Raw genomic sequence first — 16086 nt, 5'->3', positions numbered from 1 at the left:
AATTCCACTTTATTATATTTACATGTAGAATCCAAAATTGATCGATTCCCAATATGCTTAGGAATCGGTCATATTCATATATTTACTAAAGAAATAAAATCTCTCTAGGCATTATACTTTTTTCAAAAAAATTGTTGTTCTTTGTTTTGCCCAATTGATACATTTCTTTTCGATTAAATGATACGAAACCATAGAAAAAAGTAGTGTCACTGTAATGCACAAAATAAGAAGGAAAAAGATAGGTATCTTTGTATACAAAAGTTTAAATAGTACCATCATGATTGGAAGGTGGCACAAATAGATACTGTATGAAATTTCTCCTAAATATACAAACACACCCTTATTTAAAAATACTTTTACTTTTAGGTTACTCATGGCCATTATAATAAATATACTAACACCCATTACAACACCCCAATCTTTTAATAAGAAAGTAGTATCATTACGGGAAAAACCATAGATTAAAATGGAATATAAATATAAAATAATCCCTATTACAATCAGAAATCCTTTATTAATTTTTTTCATATTCCTATATGAGTAGATAAGTTTTTCCTGATGCTTAAAAAGTAACATTCCAACCAGAAACATAGATGTAAAATGTAGTGTATCTGCATAACCATTATAAAACCCCTCAGCTTTCCCAATATGCAACATATTAAGAAAAACACTAATTAAAGAAAAACTCAAAGCAAATAGTATCGTTTTCTTCCAATTCAGTTTATAAAAAAGAAGGAATAACAAAGGAAACACAATAGATATACGCATTTCTTGAGCCAATGACCAAATAACTGGATTATAATTTTCGGTAAAAAAGTTATTAAGAAGCACAAAATGGTTTATAATATCTAATTTTGTTATAGACCCTTGCCACCTATCATAGAACCAATCCCGTAGCCCTACCACTTCATACGGCGAAAACAATATAAATAAAGCAAAGGTAATGATTATCCAAAAATAATAAGGAATATAGATTCTTACAAATCTCTTAATTAAATATCCCCAATAATTTGTTTTTGAATGATAAAGTGCCATAGATAAAACAAAACCACTTAGTACATAAAAAACGATAACTGCTTCCCCACCTGCCCATAAAAACCTAAGTGGGGAAAATTTAATAGAATTAGGCAACGATGGTAGCATTAAACAAAAATGTCCAAATACCACAGTAAGTGCTGCTAACCCCCGTATGGAATCTAATTCTTTTATTCTCTTACTCATAAAATGTTCTCCTTGTATATTGTAGATTTTGCTGTTCATAAAGGCCGCTATAATAGCCGTAGTGGGAAAATTGTACATAATGTCTATTTAGATCCCTCATATAAGCAGTTCAAAGTTAATCTATGTATCTGTTTTCTGATTTCCATTTCCTTATATAAATAATTTAAAACAAAATAGTTAATACAAAGAAAAGATTTTATTAATTTTTCATAAAATCTAATTACAGAAATAAGTACCGGATATTAATTTTTATTATCATTTGATGAAATAATGGATGATTGTTCTTCATGTAACTTTATTAAACTAACCTTGTACTAGAATGCTTTAAATCAAAAAATTCATAATAAACGCTATTCTTTCTGTATATTTCTACAAAAAGAATAGCGTTTTTTGATTATATAGATACAAATTTAGTTTAGCTTGATATCACTACCAATAGTTCTGAAGAACCAAATTTGAGAATTAATGCAATATTCCATGTCAAACTATCTACATAATAATCCATAATACTTTGAAACTCTTTGTTTCAGATTAATATGGATTTTTATCTTATCAAGTTAGCTTTTTACTATATCAATCGCGCTATCCCACATACCGCTGAAAAAAGAACCGATTTTACGCATAAAACGTGTAAACCAATTTGCTTGTTCTACATCAGATTTTGTTACAAGGTCTATTTGTAATGATTTACCTGATAAGAACCCAGGATCTGTACTATCTTTAGGCGAGATAATCATTTTACTTATTTTTACACCTTTTTTAATAGGCGCTTCTTGTACTTTATTCGATATTTTAAATTCTTTTTTATAAACGTCTTTATTGTCCTTCGGCATTGGAAGTGAAATAGCCTGCTTCGTTTGAACAACTACGTCTTTGTCTTTTGCATTTGCTACTCGCACTGTTTCATGCCCTTTTACCATAGAATCTTTTCCATATAGCTTCTTCACTTCAAAATTCGCAAATCCGTAATCATATAATTTCTTCGTTTCATCAAAACGTGCTGTATGAGAGTTTGCTTTTATCACTACAGAGATTAGGCGCATACCGTTTCTTTCTACTGTACCAGTGAAGCAATCACCGGCTTCTGGAGTAGTTCCTGTTTTCAACCCATCTACACCTTCATATTGCTTAATTAAACCTTTTAACATCATGTTAAAATTCACCATATCAATTGGATACTTGCCACCCTTTTGGAATGTTTTTTTGGGAATTTTTGCTGTATCTAATATTTTCGGGAAGTCTTGAATAAGACGTTGTGCTAAAATTGCACAATCTCTTGCGGACATTTTATTGTTCTCGTCTAGAGTTGTCCCTTCTGGGTGATATCCTTTTAAATCTTGGTTTGTTAAACCTGTAGAATTTACAAATTTATAATTTTTCATTCCAAACTCTTTTGACTTATCGTTCATCATTTTCACGAAATCGACTTCTTTTCCAGCAATTTCTTCAACTAAAGCAATTGTGGCACCATTTGCAGAGTAAATTGCCATTGCCTCATATAACTCTTTTACTGTATAAGAGCCACCATTTTCTAATGGAACGTTTGATAATGAGCGATCTTGCGAAATCTTATATGCATATTCAGAGATTTTAACTTTTTGATCCCATTTAAGTTTTCCTTTATCCACCGCTTCATGAACTAAATATTCACTCATCATTTTTGTCATACTAGCAATTGCTAATGATTCATCTGCATTTTTTTGATATAAAATTTTCCCGGAATTTGCTTCTACTAAAATTGCTGATCCTGCTTCTACATCTATAGCAGGAACTGTTTCCGCTGATGCTCTTCCAAATGTAACGACCATGCTACAAAATAGTGTAAGCACTGTTACTATTGCAATACTTCTCTTGCAAAACATACCTTTCACTTCTGTTACCTCCAATATCTTTGTACTCAAAAAAATGTTATTCTTACATAATCCTCAAAAAATAGACAGTATTCTCAAATTCTATATACATATAAGACGTTAGGATTGCTTTCATATAGACCATCTCATCACACACTTTTAGGCGCACTGATACTTTGTATTCCTACACACATCCCTATTTTTAATACCTTTGTATTTTTCAAGATAATCCGTACTTTCATATTTTTTAGGATTACAATGAATAGACAATCAAAATAATACATTTGTTCCACATTTTCAAAAAATAAAACCAGTGTGTCCCGATTAAATATCGAGACACACTGGTTTTATTAGCTATCAAGGATTTTAATTATTTAATTCAGCTATTTGCTAAACTCATACTAGAGATGAATTTTCCTTAGTCTAGACTATTCATTTTTATAATAAAAAAACTACATCCTATATAGAATGTAGTTTTTTCACAGATCTATCTATTTTTTAGTTCCTTTTTATAAAAATCATATAATAATTCAATAGATGAACTAGATAAAATAGGAATTGCTTTCTCAACTAATTCTCTATCCCAATCAAACCAACGCATTTCCATTAGCATATTTATTTGTGCATCAGTGAACCGTTTCTTTATTTCTTTAGTAGGATTTCCGCCCACTATTGTATACGGTGGAACATCTTTACTTACGACAGATCCTGCTGCAACGATTGCACCTTCACCGATTGTAACGCCAGGCATAATAATAGCATTCATTCCAATCCAAGCATCACTTTTAATGACTGTATCGCCCTTCGGTTCATATGAATGTTCAATTTGCTCAGCGAATGGATATACTGTAATCCATTCTGAGTGATGATTGTGATTACCACCCATTAAAATGACTACTCCACTGGCAATACAAACATAATTCCCAATAATGAGTTTATCAAGATGCCATCCCATCTGTTCAATTGGATTGAACAGTGCTCGGGACTTAGCATCCCCCCACAAATACCTTACACAGCCATCTTCAAAATTTTGATGACCATAATAACCTGAATAATAGGAGTACTCTCCTACCTCAATGAGTGGATTTGTTACTATATCTTTTAAATACTTCGTTTCTGACCAATGATTATATAATGGATGCTTCATAACTTTATTCCTCGCTTCTAAGTATTGTAGATTTTTTCAATTTACTTAGAAGCTTACTACGACTGCTACATTTTTTAGCTTTCTCAAACGACGAATCATTATCTTCAAGCCTTTCTTTTATTATAACGGAATCATAACGCGATAAATTATATAAGTCAAATTGTAAAATTATGTACTAAAACTTATGGTGTGAATTGAAATTTCAGTATTAAAATAATCGCGTTTTCAAATAATAGATCCTAATTACCTATGATAAAGATTTCTTAGTTTTACATCTAACTTCATTCTTATATTACCCTTTACTCCCTCGATATAATTTTATTATTATTTGATTTGTCTGATAAATCAATAAATGTTAATATGATTATAGAAGATATTATCATCCTTTAGATTTCACAGCTAGTTTTTCACAAAATCGATTTTTAAATCCTTTATTATTTAGGAGGTCTAGAAGATGAAACTTTTAAGGCAATCAACAATTATTGGCGCATTGACTGTTGGAGGATTTTTATTTTCGAATACAATTAGTACACTCCCACCTGTTTCTGCTGAATCGCAACTTACACAAAAAGAATCACGATTTGTAGATACTTGGCGGTGGCAAAGTTATTTTTTATTACATCATAATGCAGATTTTATAGAAGAGTTAGCAGTTGGTGACTTAAAGCATGGAGATACATTCGATGTTACTATATATACTGGTGGTAAGGATACTGGTATTGTAAAAATATATCAATTGAGTGGAAATGAAAATGATAAAATAAACTTGCATAGATATAAAACCATCTATGACTCAGGTTTAAAACATAATTATGGTAGGTTTGTAACGCCTATTACTAAGGCTTATAATCCAGGAACATATGTAGCTGTTATGAAACTTGGAGAAAATTATTATTATGGGGGCAGCTTTAAAATCTCAAAATAATTTACGTTTATCTCACCAGTAAATAAATATTGAATACTATTTTTCTTAAACAAAAACCATTTTAAAACTCCTCTACCTTATATAAGATAGAGGAGTTTTTTGATTGTTTTCCCCTTTTAAGGTTAGAAAAAATCCTTACTTTCTTTATAAATTATCATTTTTATTCAATAACTGTTTCCACTTCTTTAAGTTCTACAATCCAATATGCAATATTGCATATTACACATGTTCGATTTAAAAAACATGTGATAATTAATTTATATAAATATCTTACATAATTATTGAAGGGAGAATGCTACATGTCTTTCTTTTCTTGGTCTCCTCTTATTTTCTTAGCAGTTGTTGCAATCATCATTTCTATTAAAAGGAATAAGAAACAATAATTTATTATTTGGAGGTGTAATAATGTCAATTGCAGCTTGGAGTGCAATTTTTATGACTTTAATCGGAGCAATATCCGGAGCAATCTTTGGTACAATCTCTTTTAGAAATAAAAGCAAAAATTAAATACTTACATAAAAACGAATTTCTAATAAAACTCTATATAAAAAAATAGCCTATAAAATTTTATAGGCTATTTTTCATTTCATCATTATTACTTAGCTAATTCTTTCGTACCCTTCATTACATCAACGAAGAATCCCCAGTTATTCACAACAGAAGAAATACTAATATGTTCATCTGGCGTATGGACGTTGAATATATCTGGACCGAATGAAATTGCATCTAATTCAGGCATCTTTTGAACGAATACACTACATTCAATCCCTGCATGCACAGCGAAGATTTCAACATCTTTATTGTATTTTTCTTGATGCACTTTTTCAAATAAATTACGAATTTGCGAATTCGGATTGTATGGCCATTCTGGATACTCTGACTCTATTTCAAATGTTGCACCAACTAATTCAGCAATACATTTAATCTCATCTGCAATATGCTGTTTTAAACTACTTACAGAACTTCTCACTTCGTTACGTAATTTAATTTCATCTTGCAATGTTTCAATAACACCTAAATTTGTTGAGCTTTCTACTAGACCTTTAATATCCATGCTCATACTTTGAATGCCATTTGGAATTAAGAATAATGATGAAATAAGTTGCTTTTGTGTTTCTTTAGCAAATACTTTTTCTACTTTCTCATCCAATTTTGTAAGTGTAACATGAACATCTGGATCAACAGCACGCATTTCTTCTTGTAATACTCGTGTCCATGATTCTAGTATTTCTTCTACCTTCTCTACGTCTTCTGTACGTAATACAATTGTAGCTACACTTTCACGCGGAATTGCATTCGTTTTCAATCCGCCATGAACTTCACTTATATCAAATTGAATATTTGCTAATAAATCATGTAATACTCGTCCTAATACTTTGTTCGCATTACCACGTTGTTTATCAATTTCCATACCAGAATGTCCGCCTTTTAGACCACCGATATATAGACGGTATGCATCCATATTTACTGGCGCTTCATCCCAAATTACTGGAATTGTTTCAACAGCTTTCGCACCACCTGCGCTACTTACTAGTAATTTATGATCTTCTTCAGAATCAATATTAATAAAAATCTTTCCTTCAAAATGATTTGAATCAACAGCAAAAGCTCCGCCCATTGTCGTTTCTTCTTCAGTAGTAATAACTACTTCAAGTGCTGGATGCGGAATGTCTTTTGAATCTAATAAAGCTAATGCATATGCAACTGCAATCCCATTATCAGCACCTAAAGTTGTTTGATTTGCATATAACATGTCCCCAATAATTCGTAATTCAATTGGATCTTTTTCAAAATCATGTACGGTTGCTTGGTTTTTTTCACATACCATATCCATATGACCTTGAATGATAATAGCTGGTACATTTTCATAACCAGCAGTTGCTTCTTTTTTAATAATGACATTTAATGCTTCATCTTGAACTACTTCTAAATTACGCTCTTTCGCAAAACCAACTAAAAAATCACTAATTTCCTTTTCGTTACCTGATCCTCTAGGAATCTTTGAAATTTCTGCAAAATGATAAAATACAGGGTGCTTTGTTAATTGTTCTAAAGTAGAATACATTTTTAAGCTCCTCTCAAAATAACAAAATAATATGTAAGCCTTTTATCATTATACCATGATTCATTATTTTCACTTTCTATTTCATACTTTAATATCTGCTCGTTAAACATTTAAATTACATATAAAAAGAGAAAGAAAATGCACTATGCATTTTCTTTCTCTTTTTTTGCTCTCATATATTTTGAAGTACTATTATTCATTAATTTCTCTAACCGATTTATATTTTCCGTTAATGCACCTTTCACAAGAGAGAAATCTGTATTGGGTGCTTCTTTTTTTTCTTTAAAAAACGAAGACTTTTGTACATTTACTTCAGCCATCTCTTCTCCCCCTTTTCAAAAAGATACAATCTTCTATTTATATTATATCGCAAATGTAGACAGTGTGTACACGTATCATCTTCTTTTTAATTCTTCTACTTGCTGCACCGTATCTCCTTTTATTAACGAGAAATCTGATGTGCCTTTAACTCCTAGCTGGCATTCTCTCTTTTTTATTTTTGTTAATTATCATAAAATTAACAATATTAATCTGCTATTTAATAATAATATTTGATATTATAAAAAAGTAGATTTTAATGGGATTTCCATCTAATATACTCTTGGTTAAAATAATTTTTCATACAAAGAGATTAATAAAAAAATACAGTTACAACCTAGTATAGAGAAATTATTCAGCACTTTATGTAATCCGCACCTTCCATTATTACTTCAAAAAGTCGATTTTATAAACGAAACAACGATTACTGCTAACATTTATATTGATAACACTTCAAACGTTACATATCAGAGTTGAGTTGGTATTGCACATAAAATTGAAGAAATTTCAGACGATAGATTATTTTTAGAATCTAAAAATTTATTACAGCTAGTATTTCAGCAAGAGGAACAAGGAAGTAACATTGTAGGAACTCTTCCAAACCATATCGTACAAAATATTGAAAATTTTTTCCCTTTGTCTATTCAAGAAGGGAAAACAATGTTAATAGGGAATGGATTTAATTCCTTATATGCTGAAAATTTTATAATAGATTTAAAATCAACACATTCTATTTACACTATTATGCGTCTAGATACAACCGAAAAGAATGAGGTTATTTCTGACAATGGATTCTTTGTTATTGAATCACCAAACACCCAATGGCTATTAACTCGAAATATAATAAATGATTCCTTTGATATAATCCATTTAACCAAAAATCTTTTCTAAAATGAAATAGCAAAACTAATAAAAGATTAATCCTTTAAGACGGGAGTATATTTATATTGAATAAACAACAGCATTCTAGCAAAAAAAAGGAAGGCTTTTTCGAAAATAGGATATTACCTATCATCACTGTTCTTTCAGGTGTCATTCTACTAGTGTACAAAGGGTTAGAATTTATTTCAAAGCATGTATTAATTTTAATCTTATTTACCCTAATTATTGCTTCGTTATACTTATTGTTTATGAAACAAATAGTTGGTGCTGCTATTGGATTCATCTTTGCAGCCCTTGGGTATTTTATGTATAAAATCATTTTTAAACAAAAAAAGAAATAACGCATAAACAAATCATAAAGAGGTAATGTAAAAGAGAATGTTTTTACGCATTCTCTTTTACATTACCCTTTTTTATATACTTATATGGAATTGTCTCTACAAATTTTTCTAATCGATCCACATTTTGAGTCAATGCACCCTTCACAAGAGAGAAATCTGTATTGGGTGCTTCTTTTTTTTCTTTAAAAAACGAAGACTTTTGTACATTTACTTCAGCCATCTCTTCTCCACCTTTTCAAAAAGATACAACCTTTTATTTATATTATATAGCAAATGCAGACAGGGTGTACACGTATCATTTTCTTTTTAATTCATCTTCTAATTCTTCTACTTGCTGCAAAGTATCTCCTTTTATTAACGAGAAATCTGTTGTATCTTCATTATCTTCTTTAAAAAAATCATTATTATTATCTTTTATCACTACAATCACCTCTACGTGCTAGTGTAGGAATGATTGTCCGATTTTATACAAGTTTGTCTAAATTCGCTTTACCTTTATGTATAAGTGAAAAGGACAGAAAAAAATCCTGTCCTTATTTACTAAAATAACTATGATGTATTGTTAAATTATATACATTTTCAAAATCCCGATCTTGAAGATTATTTTTCTTCCCGTCAATAACAATGAAAACATCACTCACTATTTTTGCTGGTATAATTCCGACATTCTCTACTTGCACTGCTTTCTGCTCATTCAATTGCTCGATGTGTTCAAACGGAACCATAATACTAAATTGAGAGCGAATACCACGAAAGTTTGTATTTAATTCCTTTGCCGCTTCAAATACAACTATTTTCGCCCCAATTTTTTCCCCATATGAATCTAAAAACACGTTTAAGCTCTTTGTATATTCCTCTTCCGTATGCCATTCCATCGTACCGAATACTGCTGAATTGACATTTTGAATAATTGTTGTGTAAATTTCTCCTCTTGCTTTAGAAGCAATTAATGATCGTTTTATCGATTGGACAGTTTTACCGATATCGCTAAATTTCGCTCCCCATATTTCTGAAATATTTGGTGTTAAAATAAATGCGATATCAACAAAAATAACCATTGCAGTGAACATTAAAAGATTTTTCCAGAGGGTTAAATCAATTCCTTTTATCATGAAATACACGGTGACTGATATTATAAACAACCCATACCAAGTCTTTCTAATACGTTGCTTCTTCTCCTCGTACAACTCTTCGTTTTTCCAATAAAAGAAAACAAGTACTAGAAAAACGATTGCTAAAATAAATAGGCCGATTCGAATGTTAGAGATCACCAATGACATCACCCTCCATTCAAAAACTACTCACGATATCATTACATGCACAAGCAGCTCTCTTTATGACAAAAGACGTGGACAAGCTTCTAAATTTAGCTACATCGCATATACATTAGAAGGTGCCACGTCTTTTATCTTGAATCTACATTGTATATGTAGACAAGCATGCGTTTCAAATGTTCATGTTAAAAAGTAATATGTTTCGGAATTTCCCCTTCAGGTACTTCTCTATCCATACTTAAGTAATAATGCCGAATCGGACGTAAATTTTCGTCTAATTCATAAACGAGCGGTATACTCGTTGGAATATTTAATGAAACAACACCATCACTTGAAAGATTGTCTAAATATTTTACTAGAGAGCGAATTGTGTTACCATGTGATGAAATGATTACTTTGTTACCATTCTTTAATTTCGGCGCAATTTCTGAATGCCAATAAGCAAGTACTCTTTTCTCCGTATCCACTAAACATTCTGTCAATGGAAACTCACCTTTTTTCAGTGCTTTATATCTTGGATCATTCATTTCATACCTAGGATCATCTTCAGTAAGAGCAGGTGGTCTTACATCAATACTTCTTCTCCAAATATGAACTTGCTCCTCACCATATTTTTGCGCTGTTTCATCTTTATTCAACCCTTGTAATGCACCATAATGTCTTTCATTTAGCTTCCAAGATTTATGTACTGGCACCCAGGAAAGATCCATCTCGTGAAGTACAATCCATAACGTCCGAATAGCTCGTTTTAATACAGATGTATAAGCAACATCAAAAGTATATCCATTTTTCTTTAATATCGATCCTGCTTCTCTCGCTTCACTTAATCCATTCTCAGATAAATCAACATCTGTCCATCCAGTAAAACGATTTTCAAGATTCCATAAACTTTGTCCGTGACGAATAAGTACAAGTTTTATCATTATAATTCCCCTCTCGGAAATATGAATTTTAATGCTCCATTGCGTACACATATAAAGTTTTGGGTAATGTAATTTTTTTATCCACACATACTACGATTTATTCATATTTGCCAAATGTATGGATAAAACTTTATCTTTTTCAAACTATAAAACAGATGTTTTTATTCATTACTTTTGATCAACTGGTATTTCCCGTTTTGATATCCATGCATCAAAACCAGAACGACTATTTGCCATTTCATTCATAACTTGATGCCAGTTTTCTTCACATGATTCACCAAATTTTGAAAAAATAGCACTCATTTGTTGCCTTTGTACATCGCTCAGTTTTCTCTCTAAATTCACACCTTTTTCTGTTAAAGACAACTGTTTCACACGGCGGTCATGTGTAGCTTCATTACTCTCAATTAAGCTCTTTTCCACAAGTTGACGGAGTGGTCCGTGAAGAGCTTGTTTACTTATTTCTAACAGTGATAATAATTCATTAACACTTATCCCTGGAAAGCGTGCGATAAAAAATAAAATTCGGTGATGTACTCGTTGTATACCATACTCTTTTATAATTTCATCTGGCTTTTCAGTAAATGTTTTATATGCAAAGTAAAATAATGCTAATGCTTCATTCATCTGTTCTTCTTTATGTTGTGTCATCTACTTTCCCCCTGTATGTAAATTATACCACAATCCAGTAATCTATATTTTAATGAACGCATTGGAACTTCTTTAGTTTATTGAAATATTCGTTGCACAATTAGGAGATGATTCACTTGAAAACGCAATATACCGTAAGTACATATTTATTAGATCGACTACGTGAATTAGGAATCGAGCATATATTTGATGTTCCTGGTGATTATAATCTTGCCTTTTTAGATGATGTGATGGCACATGAAAAATTTGAATGGATTGGCAACTGTAATGAAGTGAACTACTCACCACTTAACGTCCTTACAGACTGTTTGAAGTGGGAGCTTCTTGGGAAGTAGATACTTTTATTATCTACCTATATTTACCAATCTATAAGGGTAGTACCTACCCCTAAAGAAAATACCAATTACATGGCTAATTTTAGTAAGTTTATACTTGCGTTTACATCTCTGTCATGATGGCTATTGCATTCAGGGCAAGTCCACTCTCTAAGGTTTAGATTCTTGACTTCCTTATTTTTAAAACCACAAAAAGAACATAATTGGCTACTCGCATAATTCTTAGGTGCGATTATCAAATCACGACCTTTCCATATTGTTTTATAGTCAAGGTACTCTCTGAATTTAGCCCAAGATACTTCACTGATTGCTTTTGTTAATTTGTGATTCTTTTGCATTTTCTTCACTTTCAAGTCCTCAATCACAATTACTTGGTTTTCGTTTGTGATTTCATTGCTTATCTTGTGAAGAAAATCATTGCGTTGATTCGCAATCTTCTCATGAAGTCTTGCAACTTGTAATCTGGCCTTGTTTCTATTGTTTGAACCTTTCTTTTTACGCGACAAAGAGCGCTGCAGAAAAGCTAATCTTCTTTCGGCTTTTCTCAACCATTTAGGGTTCTCATATTTCTTGCCATTAGACAATATTGCAAAGTCTTTTAGTCCAACATCAATACCAACTTTTGTATCAACTTTAGGAAAAAATTGCTCATTTTCTTCTACTAAAACCGATACAAAGTATTTGCCAGTAGGTGTTTGAGACACTGTAGTAGACTTAATTAATCCAAAGAATTGTCTGTGCTGTTTAATCTTTACCAAGGTCTTTATTTTTGGCAGCTTGATATAACCACCCTCGATGTAAACCGTGCCTTTTTGGTTATTTGTTGTATAACTACGATGGTTATCTTTCTTACTTTTGAACTTCGGGAATCCAGCAGATTTATCCCGGAAAAAGTAAGCGTATGCTTTATTCAAATTCATTTGAGCATTCGCCAACGCAAGACTATCCACTTCCTTTAGGAATGGAAATTCAGCCTTATATTGTGCAGGCGTAGAATATTTAACAGATTTATCAAGTTTATCCTGTGATTCTTGATAAGATTTGATTCTATCTGCAAGCATCTTGTTGTATACAAACCGAACACATCCAAATGTTTTTAATAAAAATATTTGTTGTTCTTTATTTGGATAGATAGGATATTTGTATGATTTTAACATTTTCCACACCTCATCTTTCCCTTGATTTTCAATATATTTCTTACTACACCTATCGGTGAACCACCCGTAGTAATCAAGCAAAACCTTCTTGACCAAAACATTTCTTTCCAAAGTTTCTTTCTCACATAGGGAAAGTCTCTTTTGATTACACAAAACTAGTAAGCCTATTCGAATCAGAAAAAAAGCAAGCATTTAAAGCAGACAATGAAATAGAGTTAACAGCGGTCTTAACAAAAATGAGTTTTAATAAGAATCAACTTACTTTTGTTGAAGTTGTAATGAGCCAAGGGGATCAGCCTGAATTTTTAGCTAAACTTGGGAAAAGATTCGGCCAGCAAAATGCTTAAAAAGAAAAGCGTAACTATAAATAGGTTACGCTTTTCTTTTTAAATTTTTATTCAGCAAGCGTTAACTGCCAAGACACACCATACTTATCATTTAACCAGCCAAACTTTTTGCTAAACGGATAGGCACCTAAAGGCATAAGTACTGCTCCATCGTGAGTTAGTTTATTAAAAGCCGTTTCAATTTCTTCTTCCGTATCACAAGTTACATAAAGAGACATAGCTGGTGTAAATGTAAAATTATGATTTACATAACTATCTATGCACATGAACTCTTGTCCGTGTAAAGTAAAAGTTGCATGAATTACAGTACCCTCTTTACCAGGTCCGTTTTCATCGTAGCGAGAGATACTTACAATTTCTGATTGATCGAATAGCGACGTGTAAAAGTTCATCGCCTCTTCAGCTTTACCTTCAAACATTAAAAACGTAGTAATTTTTTGATTTGTGTTACTCATATAGAGACAACCCCTTGTTATGTATTTATGTAAAACATACATCGGCCAACAAAAACGAACGTACATTCCCATGAGTTTATTGTCTATAAAAACGATAAGTTTGTCAATTATCTACTTTCTTATTTCTTCTTAAATAATGCTGTCCAAAGAAATGATTCTCCAAACATAGTATTTGGTTGTTCAATTTGCTTCATCTTTCTAATTTCAATCACTTCAAATTCTTTAAATATCTCTCTTAATTTCTCTTCAGAGTATGCAAGACCACCTTGCAGACTCCATCCTCTATATACGTCCCAATCTGATATTTCCGAGCCATTTCGTTCATCTAAATCACCTGCCGCAAAACATGTTAATCCAAAATAACCACCCGATTTCAAGGAGTTTTTAATTAAATTCACATAATTTATTCTTCTATGCGGTGGAATATGATGTAAACAGCCCGAATCGTATACAAAGTCAAAATCATTTTGACCCTCTAAATTAAAAATCGAATCACAAATAAAGTGAATTTCTATTTCTTTTGCTAACGCTCTCTCTTTCGCCCAATTAATGCCCTCTATAGATAAATCTACCGCTGTTACATCAAACCCTTCATTTGCTAGATAAATTGCATTTCTACCCGGACCACATCCAAGTTCTAGTACTTTTCCTTTTGAAACCCGCTTTTTTTGTATATACGAAACTAGGTTCTCATCTGGAATATTTTCAAAAAACGGAACATCCTTTTCTCTATTCTTATAAAATTCATTCCAAAATGGTTCTGCCGGTCTTAATAATGAATCAAGCATTTCAATAATATCTTCTTGAATATGTAACGTTTCATTTTTCATTTGTATCCCTCCAGTTTAATAGTCAGAAAATTATTATATATCTTTTCAAACTTTCAAACAAAGAAAAAACTCCTAAAATAAATTGGATTTAAAATAAATATTCGGTCAATACTGTATGTAGGCTGTATGCCAACATTCATTTAAAGTAGTCTTCTCTGTATCTCCTTGTATTGAGCAGTTAGCTTTTGCTAGCTGCTCTTTTATTTCGTTCCTGCTCTTGCTTCTTGAAGAATTCTTTAACTGCATTTTCCCAATAAGTACACATATCCATTCCCCTTTTCTACAAAATGAAATTTTTATTTTGTTATACGCTTCACTTCTTCAATCAACGAAGATACGAGATTAAAATCACCTTTAAAGATGTTCCATTCAAAAAGCATTCCTTCATATCCTCAAGTAATTCCTCAGCAGTTTCGATTCGTTCTATATTCATTCTTCCTTTCTCCAAAATAACTATTTTATTAATAATCTTTAATGAGCTAATCCTTACAGTTTTGTAATACTAATGTCACTAAAATCAATTTTTTCACTATAAACTCTTTACTATAATTTCCCTTATACACAAACAAGAATTGTTAAGAAATAACTAAGAATTAATTAAGAGACTGTTAAGCCTCAGTTAAAAATTTTTTCACGTAATAAAGTTATAGACACAATATAAGGAGCGATTTAAAAATGTCTTTTTCTCAATTAAATATTGATGCTTTTCGAGCTATCAATGATTTAGGGAAGCAATATTCATCTCTAAACTCAACTATGGTATTTTTAGCAGAATATATGGTGTATTTTTTAGGTTTAATTATTATCGCTTATTGGTTTACTCAATCTAGACAAAACAAAATGGTGATTATTCAAGCAATGATTGCTTTCATAACTGCTGAAATAATTGGAAAATTAGCAGGGAAATTACACTTAAATTATCAACCATTTGCAGTTTTACCTAATGTTAATAAACTTGTCGATCATGCAGTTGATAATTCATTTCCTAGCGATCATACGATTCTATTTTTTTCAATTTGTTTTTCATTCTGGCTTGTTCATAAAAAGGCTAGATGGTTATGGCTTGTGCTTGCATTCTGCGTAGCTATTTCTCGTATTTGGGTAGGAGTTCATTATCCTTTCGATGTCATGACAGGAGCTCTAATAGGAATTATTTCAGCACTATTTTCGTATTGGTTAACACCACAAATTACATTCATCAAACAACTACTTAATCTTTATGAAAAAATAGAACAGCATGTACTACCATCCAAAAGCAATTCGAAAAACTTTTAATTAATCACAAAGCTAAAAAGATTACATATAAGATCAAGTATTTTTTTATATTGTTGTGATCGAAGAGCGCTCCCTTAGGTGCTCTTTAAT

Annotated in this window: 16 protein-coding genes and 3 pseudogenes; 5 read left to right on the top strand and 14 right to left on the bottom strand. The window is 31.4% G+C overall.

What is annotated here, in order from left to right:
- Positions 1-111 precede the first annotated feature (111 nt).
- The 3 genes from ACQVV1_RS01510 to ACQVV1_RS01500 all read right to left on the bottom strand — a co-directional run bounded on the left by ACQVV1_RS01510 (position 112) and on the right by ACQVV1_RS01500 (position 4218).
- Positions 112-1260, bottom strand: coding sequence for an acyltransferase family protein (locus ACQVV1_RS01510; protein WP_431168491.1), 1149 nt, complete (start codon positions 1258-1260; stop codon positions 112-114).
- Between the two features lie 518 nt (positions 1261-1778).
- Positions 1779-3092 carry a D-alanyl-D-alanine carboxypeptidase family protein gene (locus ACQVV1_RS01505; protein WP_269325810.1) on the bottom strand — a complete coding sequence of 438 codons (1314 nt, stop codon included), beginning with the start codon at positions 3090-3092 and terminating at the stop codon, positions 1779-1781.
- A gap of 466 nt (positions 3093-3558) precedes the next feature.
- Positions 3559-4218 carry a CatB-related O-acetyltransferase gene (locus ACQVV1_RS01500; RefSeq protein ID WP_242253239.1) on the bottom strand — a complete coding sequence of 220 codons (660 nt, stop codon included), beginning with the start codon at positions 4216-4218 and terminating at the stop codon, positions 3559-3561.
- Positions 4219-4672: 454 nt separating this feature from the next.
- Between ACQVV1_RS01500 and ACQVV1_RS01495 the strand changes: the two genes are divergently transcribed.
- Positions 4673-5143 (top strand): DUF5065 family protein, encoded by a 471-nt coding sequence (locus ACQVV1_RS01495; RefSeq protein ID WP_063223878.1) that lies wholly within the window; start codon positions 4673-4675, stop codon positions 5141-5143.
- A gap of 595 nt (positions 5144-5738) precedes the next feature.
- On the opposite strand, the gene pepD is transcribed toward ACQVV1_RS01495, so the two are convergent.
- Together pepD and spoIISB (ACQVV1_RS01485) are read right to left on the bottom strand one after the other, a co-directional pair.
- Positions 5739-7208 (bottom strand): beta-Ala-His dipeptidase, encoded by a 1470-nt coding sequence (gene pepD / locus ACQVV1_RS01490; protein WP_242253237.1) that lies wholly within the window; start codon positions 7206-7208, stop codon positions 5739-5741.
- A 143-nt stretch (positions 7209-7351) separates the two neighbouring features.
- The gene (gene spoIISB / locus ACQVV1_RS01485; protein WP_063223876.1) at positions 7352-7528 is read right to left on the bottom strand and encodes a stage II sporulation protein SB; all 177 of its coding nucleotides are present in this window, start codon (positions 7526-7528) and stop codon (positions 7352-7354) included.
- Between the two features lie 945 nt (positions 7529-8473).
- Here spoIISB (ACQVV1_RS01485) and ACQVV1_RS01480 point away from each other — a divergent pair.
- Positions 8474-8749: a hypothetical protein gene (locus tag ACQVV1_RS01480; protein WP_242253232.1), complete on the top strand. Its 276-nt coding sequence runs from the start codon at positions 8474-8476 to the stop codon at positions 8747-8749.
- Between the two features lie 43 nt (positions 8750-8792).
- On the opposite strand, the gene spoIISB (ACQVV1_RS01475) is transcribed toward ACQVV1_RS01480, so the two are convergent.
- From spoIISB (ACQVV1_RS01475) to ACQVV1_RS01455, 5 genes are all read right to left on the bottom strand, one after another.
- Positions 8793-8969 (bottom strand): stage II sporulation protein SB, encoded by a 177-nt coding sequence (gene spoIISB / locus ACQVV1_RS01475; RefSeq protein ID WP_242253230.1) that lies wholly within the window; start codon positions 8967-8969, stop codon positions 8793-8795.
- 75 nt (positions 8970-9044) lie between these two features.
- Complete coding sequence (locus ACQVV1_RS01470) at positions 9045-9170, bottom strand: hypothetical protein (RefSeq protein WP_061530834.1); 126 nt, start codon at positions 9168-9170, stop codon at positions 9045-9047.
- Positions 9171-9282: 112 nt separating this feature from the next.
- Positions 9283-10020: a type II toxin-antitoxin system SpoIISA family toxin gene (locus ACQVV1_RS01465; RefSeq protein WP_242253552.1), complete on the bottom strand. Its 738-nt coding sequence runs from the start codon at positions 10018-10020 to the stop codon at positions 9283-9285.
- A gap of 188 nt (positions 10021-10208) precedes the next feature.
- Complete coding sequence (gene gpmA / locus ACQVV1_RS01460; protein WP_242253228.1) at positions 10209-10946, bottom strand: 2,3-diphosphoglycerate-dependent phosphoglycerate mutase; 738 nt, start codon at positions 10944-10946, stop codon at positions 10209-10211.
- Between the two features lie 168 nt (positions 10947-11114).
- Positions 11115-11597, bottom strand: a complete 483-nt coding sequence (locus ACQVV1_RS01455) for a MarR family winged helix-turn-helix transcriptional regulator (protein ID WP_063223870.1) — start codon at positions 11595-11597, stop codon at positions 11115-11117.
- Between the two features lie 107 nt (positions 11598-11704).
- Between ACQVV1_RS01455 and ACQVV1_RS01450 the strand changes: the two are divergent.
- Positions 11705-11875, top strand: a pseudogene (locus tag ACQVV1_RS01450) (thiamine pyrophosphate-binding protein); the annotation flags it as partial.
- A gap of 125 nt (positions 11876-12000) precedes the next feature.
- Here the strand turns inward: ACQVV1_RS01450 and tnpB are convergent.
- Together tnpB and ACQVV1_RS01440 are read right to left on the bottom strand one after the other, a co-directional pair.
- Positions 12001-13089, bottom strand: a complete 1089-nt coding sequence (tnpB, locus tag ACQVV1_RS01445) for an IS200/IS605 family element RNA-guided endonuclease TnpB (RefSeq protein ID WP_431168620.1) — start codon at positions 13087-13089, stop codon at positions 12001-12003.
- A 15-nt stretch (positions 13090-13104) separates the two neighbouring features.
- Positions 13105-13238 (bottom strand): annotated as a pseudogene (locus ACQVV1_RS01440) (transposase); the annotation flags it as partial.
- On the opposite strand from ACQVV1_RS01440, the pseudogene ACQVV1_RS01435 reads away from it, so the two are divergent.
- Positions 13230-13436 (top strand): annotated as a pseudogene (locus ACQVV1_RS01435) (indolepyruvate decarboxylase); the annotation flags it as partial. The pseudogenes ACQVV1_RS01440 and ACQVV1_RS01435 sit on opposite strands and share 9 nt — an antisense overlap.
- A gap of 47 nt (positions 13437-13483) precedes the next feature.
- Here ACQVV1_RS01435 and ACQVV1_RS01430 read toward each other — a convergent pair.
- Both ACQVV1_RS01430 and ACQVV1_RS01425 read right to left on the bottom strand, forming a co-directional pair.
- Entirely contained in the window at positions 13484-13891 is a 408-nt protein-coding gene (locus ACQVV1_RS01430; protein ID WP_431168490.1) for a VOC family protein, read from the bottom strand.
- 119 nt (positions 13892-14010) lie between these two features.
- A complete protein-coding gene (locus ACQVV1_RS01425; RefSeq protein ID WP_431168489.1) occupies positions 14011-14721 on the bottom strand; it encodes a class I SAM-dependent methyltransferase in 711 nt (236 codons plus the stop codon).
- 675 nt (positions 14722-15396) lie between these two features.
- Here ACQVV1_RS01425 and ACQVV1_RS01420 point away from each other — a divergent pair.
- On the top strand, positions 15397-15996 hold the full coding sequence (locus ACQVV1_RS01420) for an undecaprenyl-diphosphatase (RefSeq protein WP_431168488.1): 600 nt from the start codon (positions 15397-15399) through the stop codon (positions 15994-15996).
- Positions 15997-16086: the final 90 nt, after the last annotated feature.

It is taken from the genome of Bacillus basilensis (genome assembly GCF_050630465.1).
Lineage (GTDB): Bacteria > Bacillota > Bacilli > Bacillales > Bacillaceae_G > Bacillus_A > Bacillus_A basilensis.
Note: the sequence above shows the minus strand (reverse complement) of the source record. Positions and strands in the feature narration are given on the sequence as shown.

Coding starts and splice junctions, on each gene's coding strand:
- ACQVV1_RS01495 (WP_063223878.1), top strand. CDS start 4,673: ATGAAACTTTTAAGGCAATCAACAATTATTGGCGCATTGACTGTTGGA.
- ACQVV1_RS01455 (WP_063223870.1), bottom strand. CDS start 11,597: ATGACACAACATAAAGAAGAACAGATGAATGAAGCATTAGCATTATTT.
- ACQVV1_RS01430 (WP_431168490.1), bottom strand. CDS start 13,891: ATGAGTAACACAAATCAAAAAATTACTACGTTTTTAATGTTTGAAGGT.
- gpmA (WP_242253228.1), bottom strand. CDS start 10,946: ATGATAAAACTTGTACTTATTCGTCACGGACAAAGTTTATGGAATCTT.
- tnpB (WP_431168620.1), bottom strand. CDS start 13,089: ATGTTAAAATCATACAAATATCCTATCTATCCAAATAAAGAACAACAA.
- ACQVV1_RS01510 (WP_431168491.1), bottom strand. CDS start 1,260: ATGAACAGCAAAATCTACAATATACAAGGAGAACATTTTATGAGTAAG.
- spoIISB (WP_063223876.1), bottom strand. CDS start 7,528: ATGGCTGAAGTAAATGTACAAAAGTCTTCGTTTTTTAAAGAAAAAAAA.
- ACQVV1_RS01425 (WP_431168489.1), bottom strand. CDS start 14,721: ATGAAAAATGAAACGTTACATATTCAAGAAGATATTATTGAAATGCTT.
- spoIISB (WP_242253230.1), bottom strand. CDS start 8,969: ATGGCTGAAGTAAATGTACAAAAGTCTTCGTTTTTTAAAGAAAAAAAA.
- ACQVV1_RS01500 (WP_242253239.1), bottom strand. CDS start 4,218: ATGAAGCATCCATTATATAATCATTGGTCAGAAACGAAGTATTTAAAA.
- ACQVV1_RS01420 (WP_431168488.1), top strand. CDS start 15,397: ATGTCTTTTTCTCAATTAAATATTGATGCTTTTCGAGCTATCAATGAT.
- pepD (WP_242253237.1), bottom strand. CDS start 7,208: ATGTATTCTACTTTAGAACAATTAACAAAGCACCCTGTATTTTATCAT.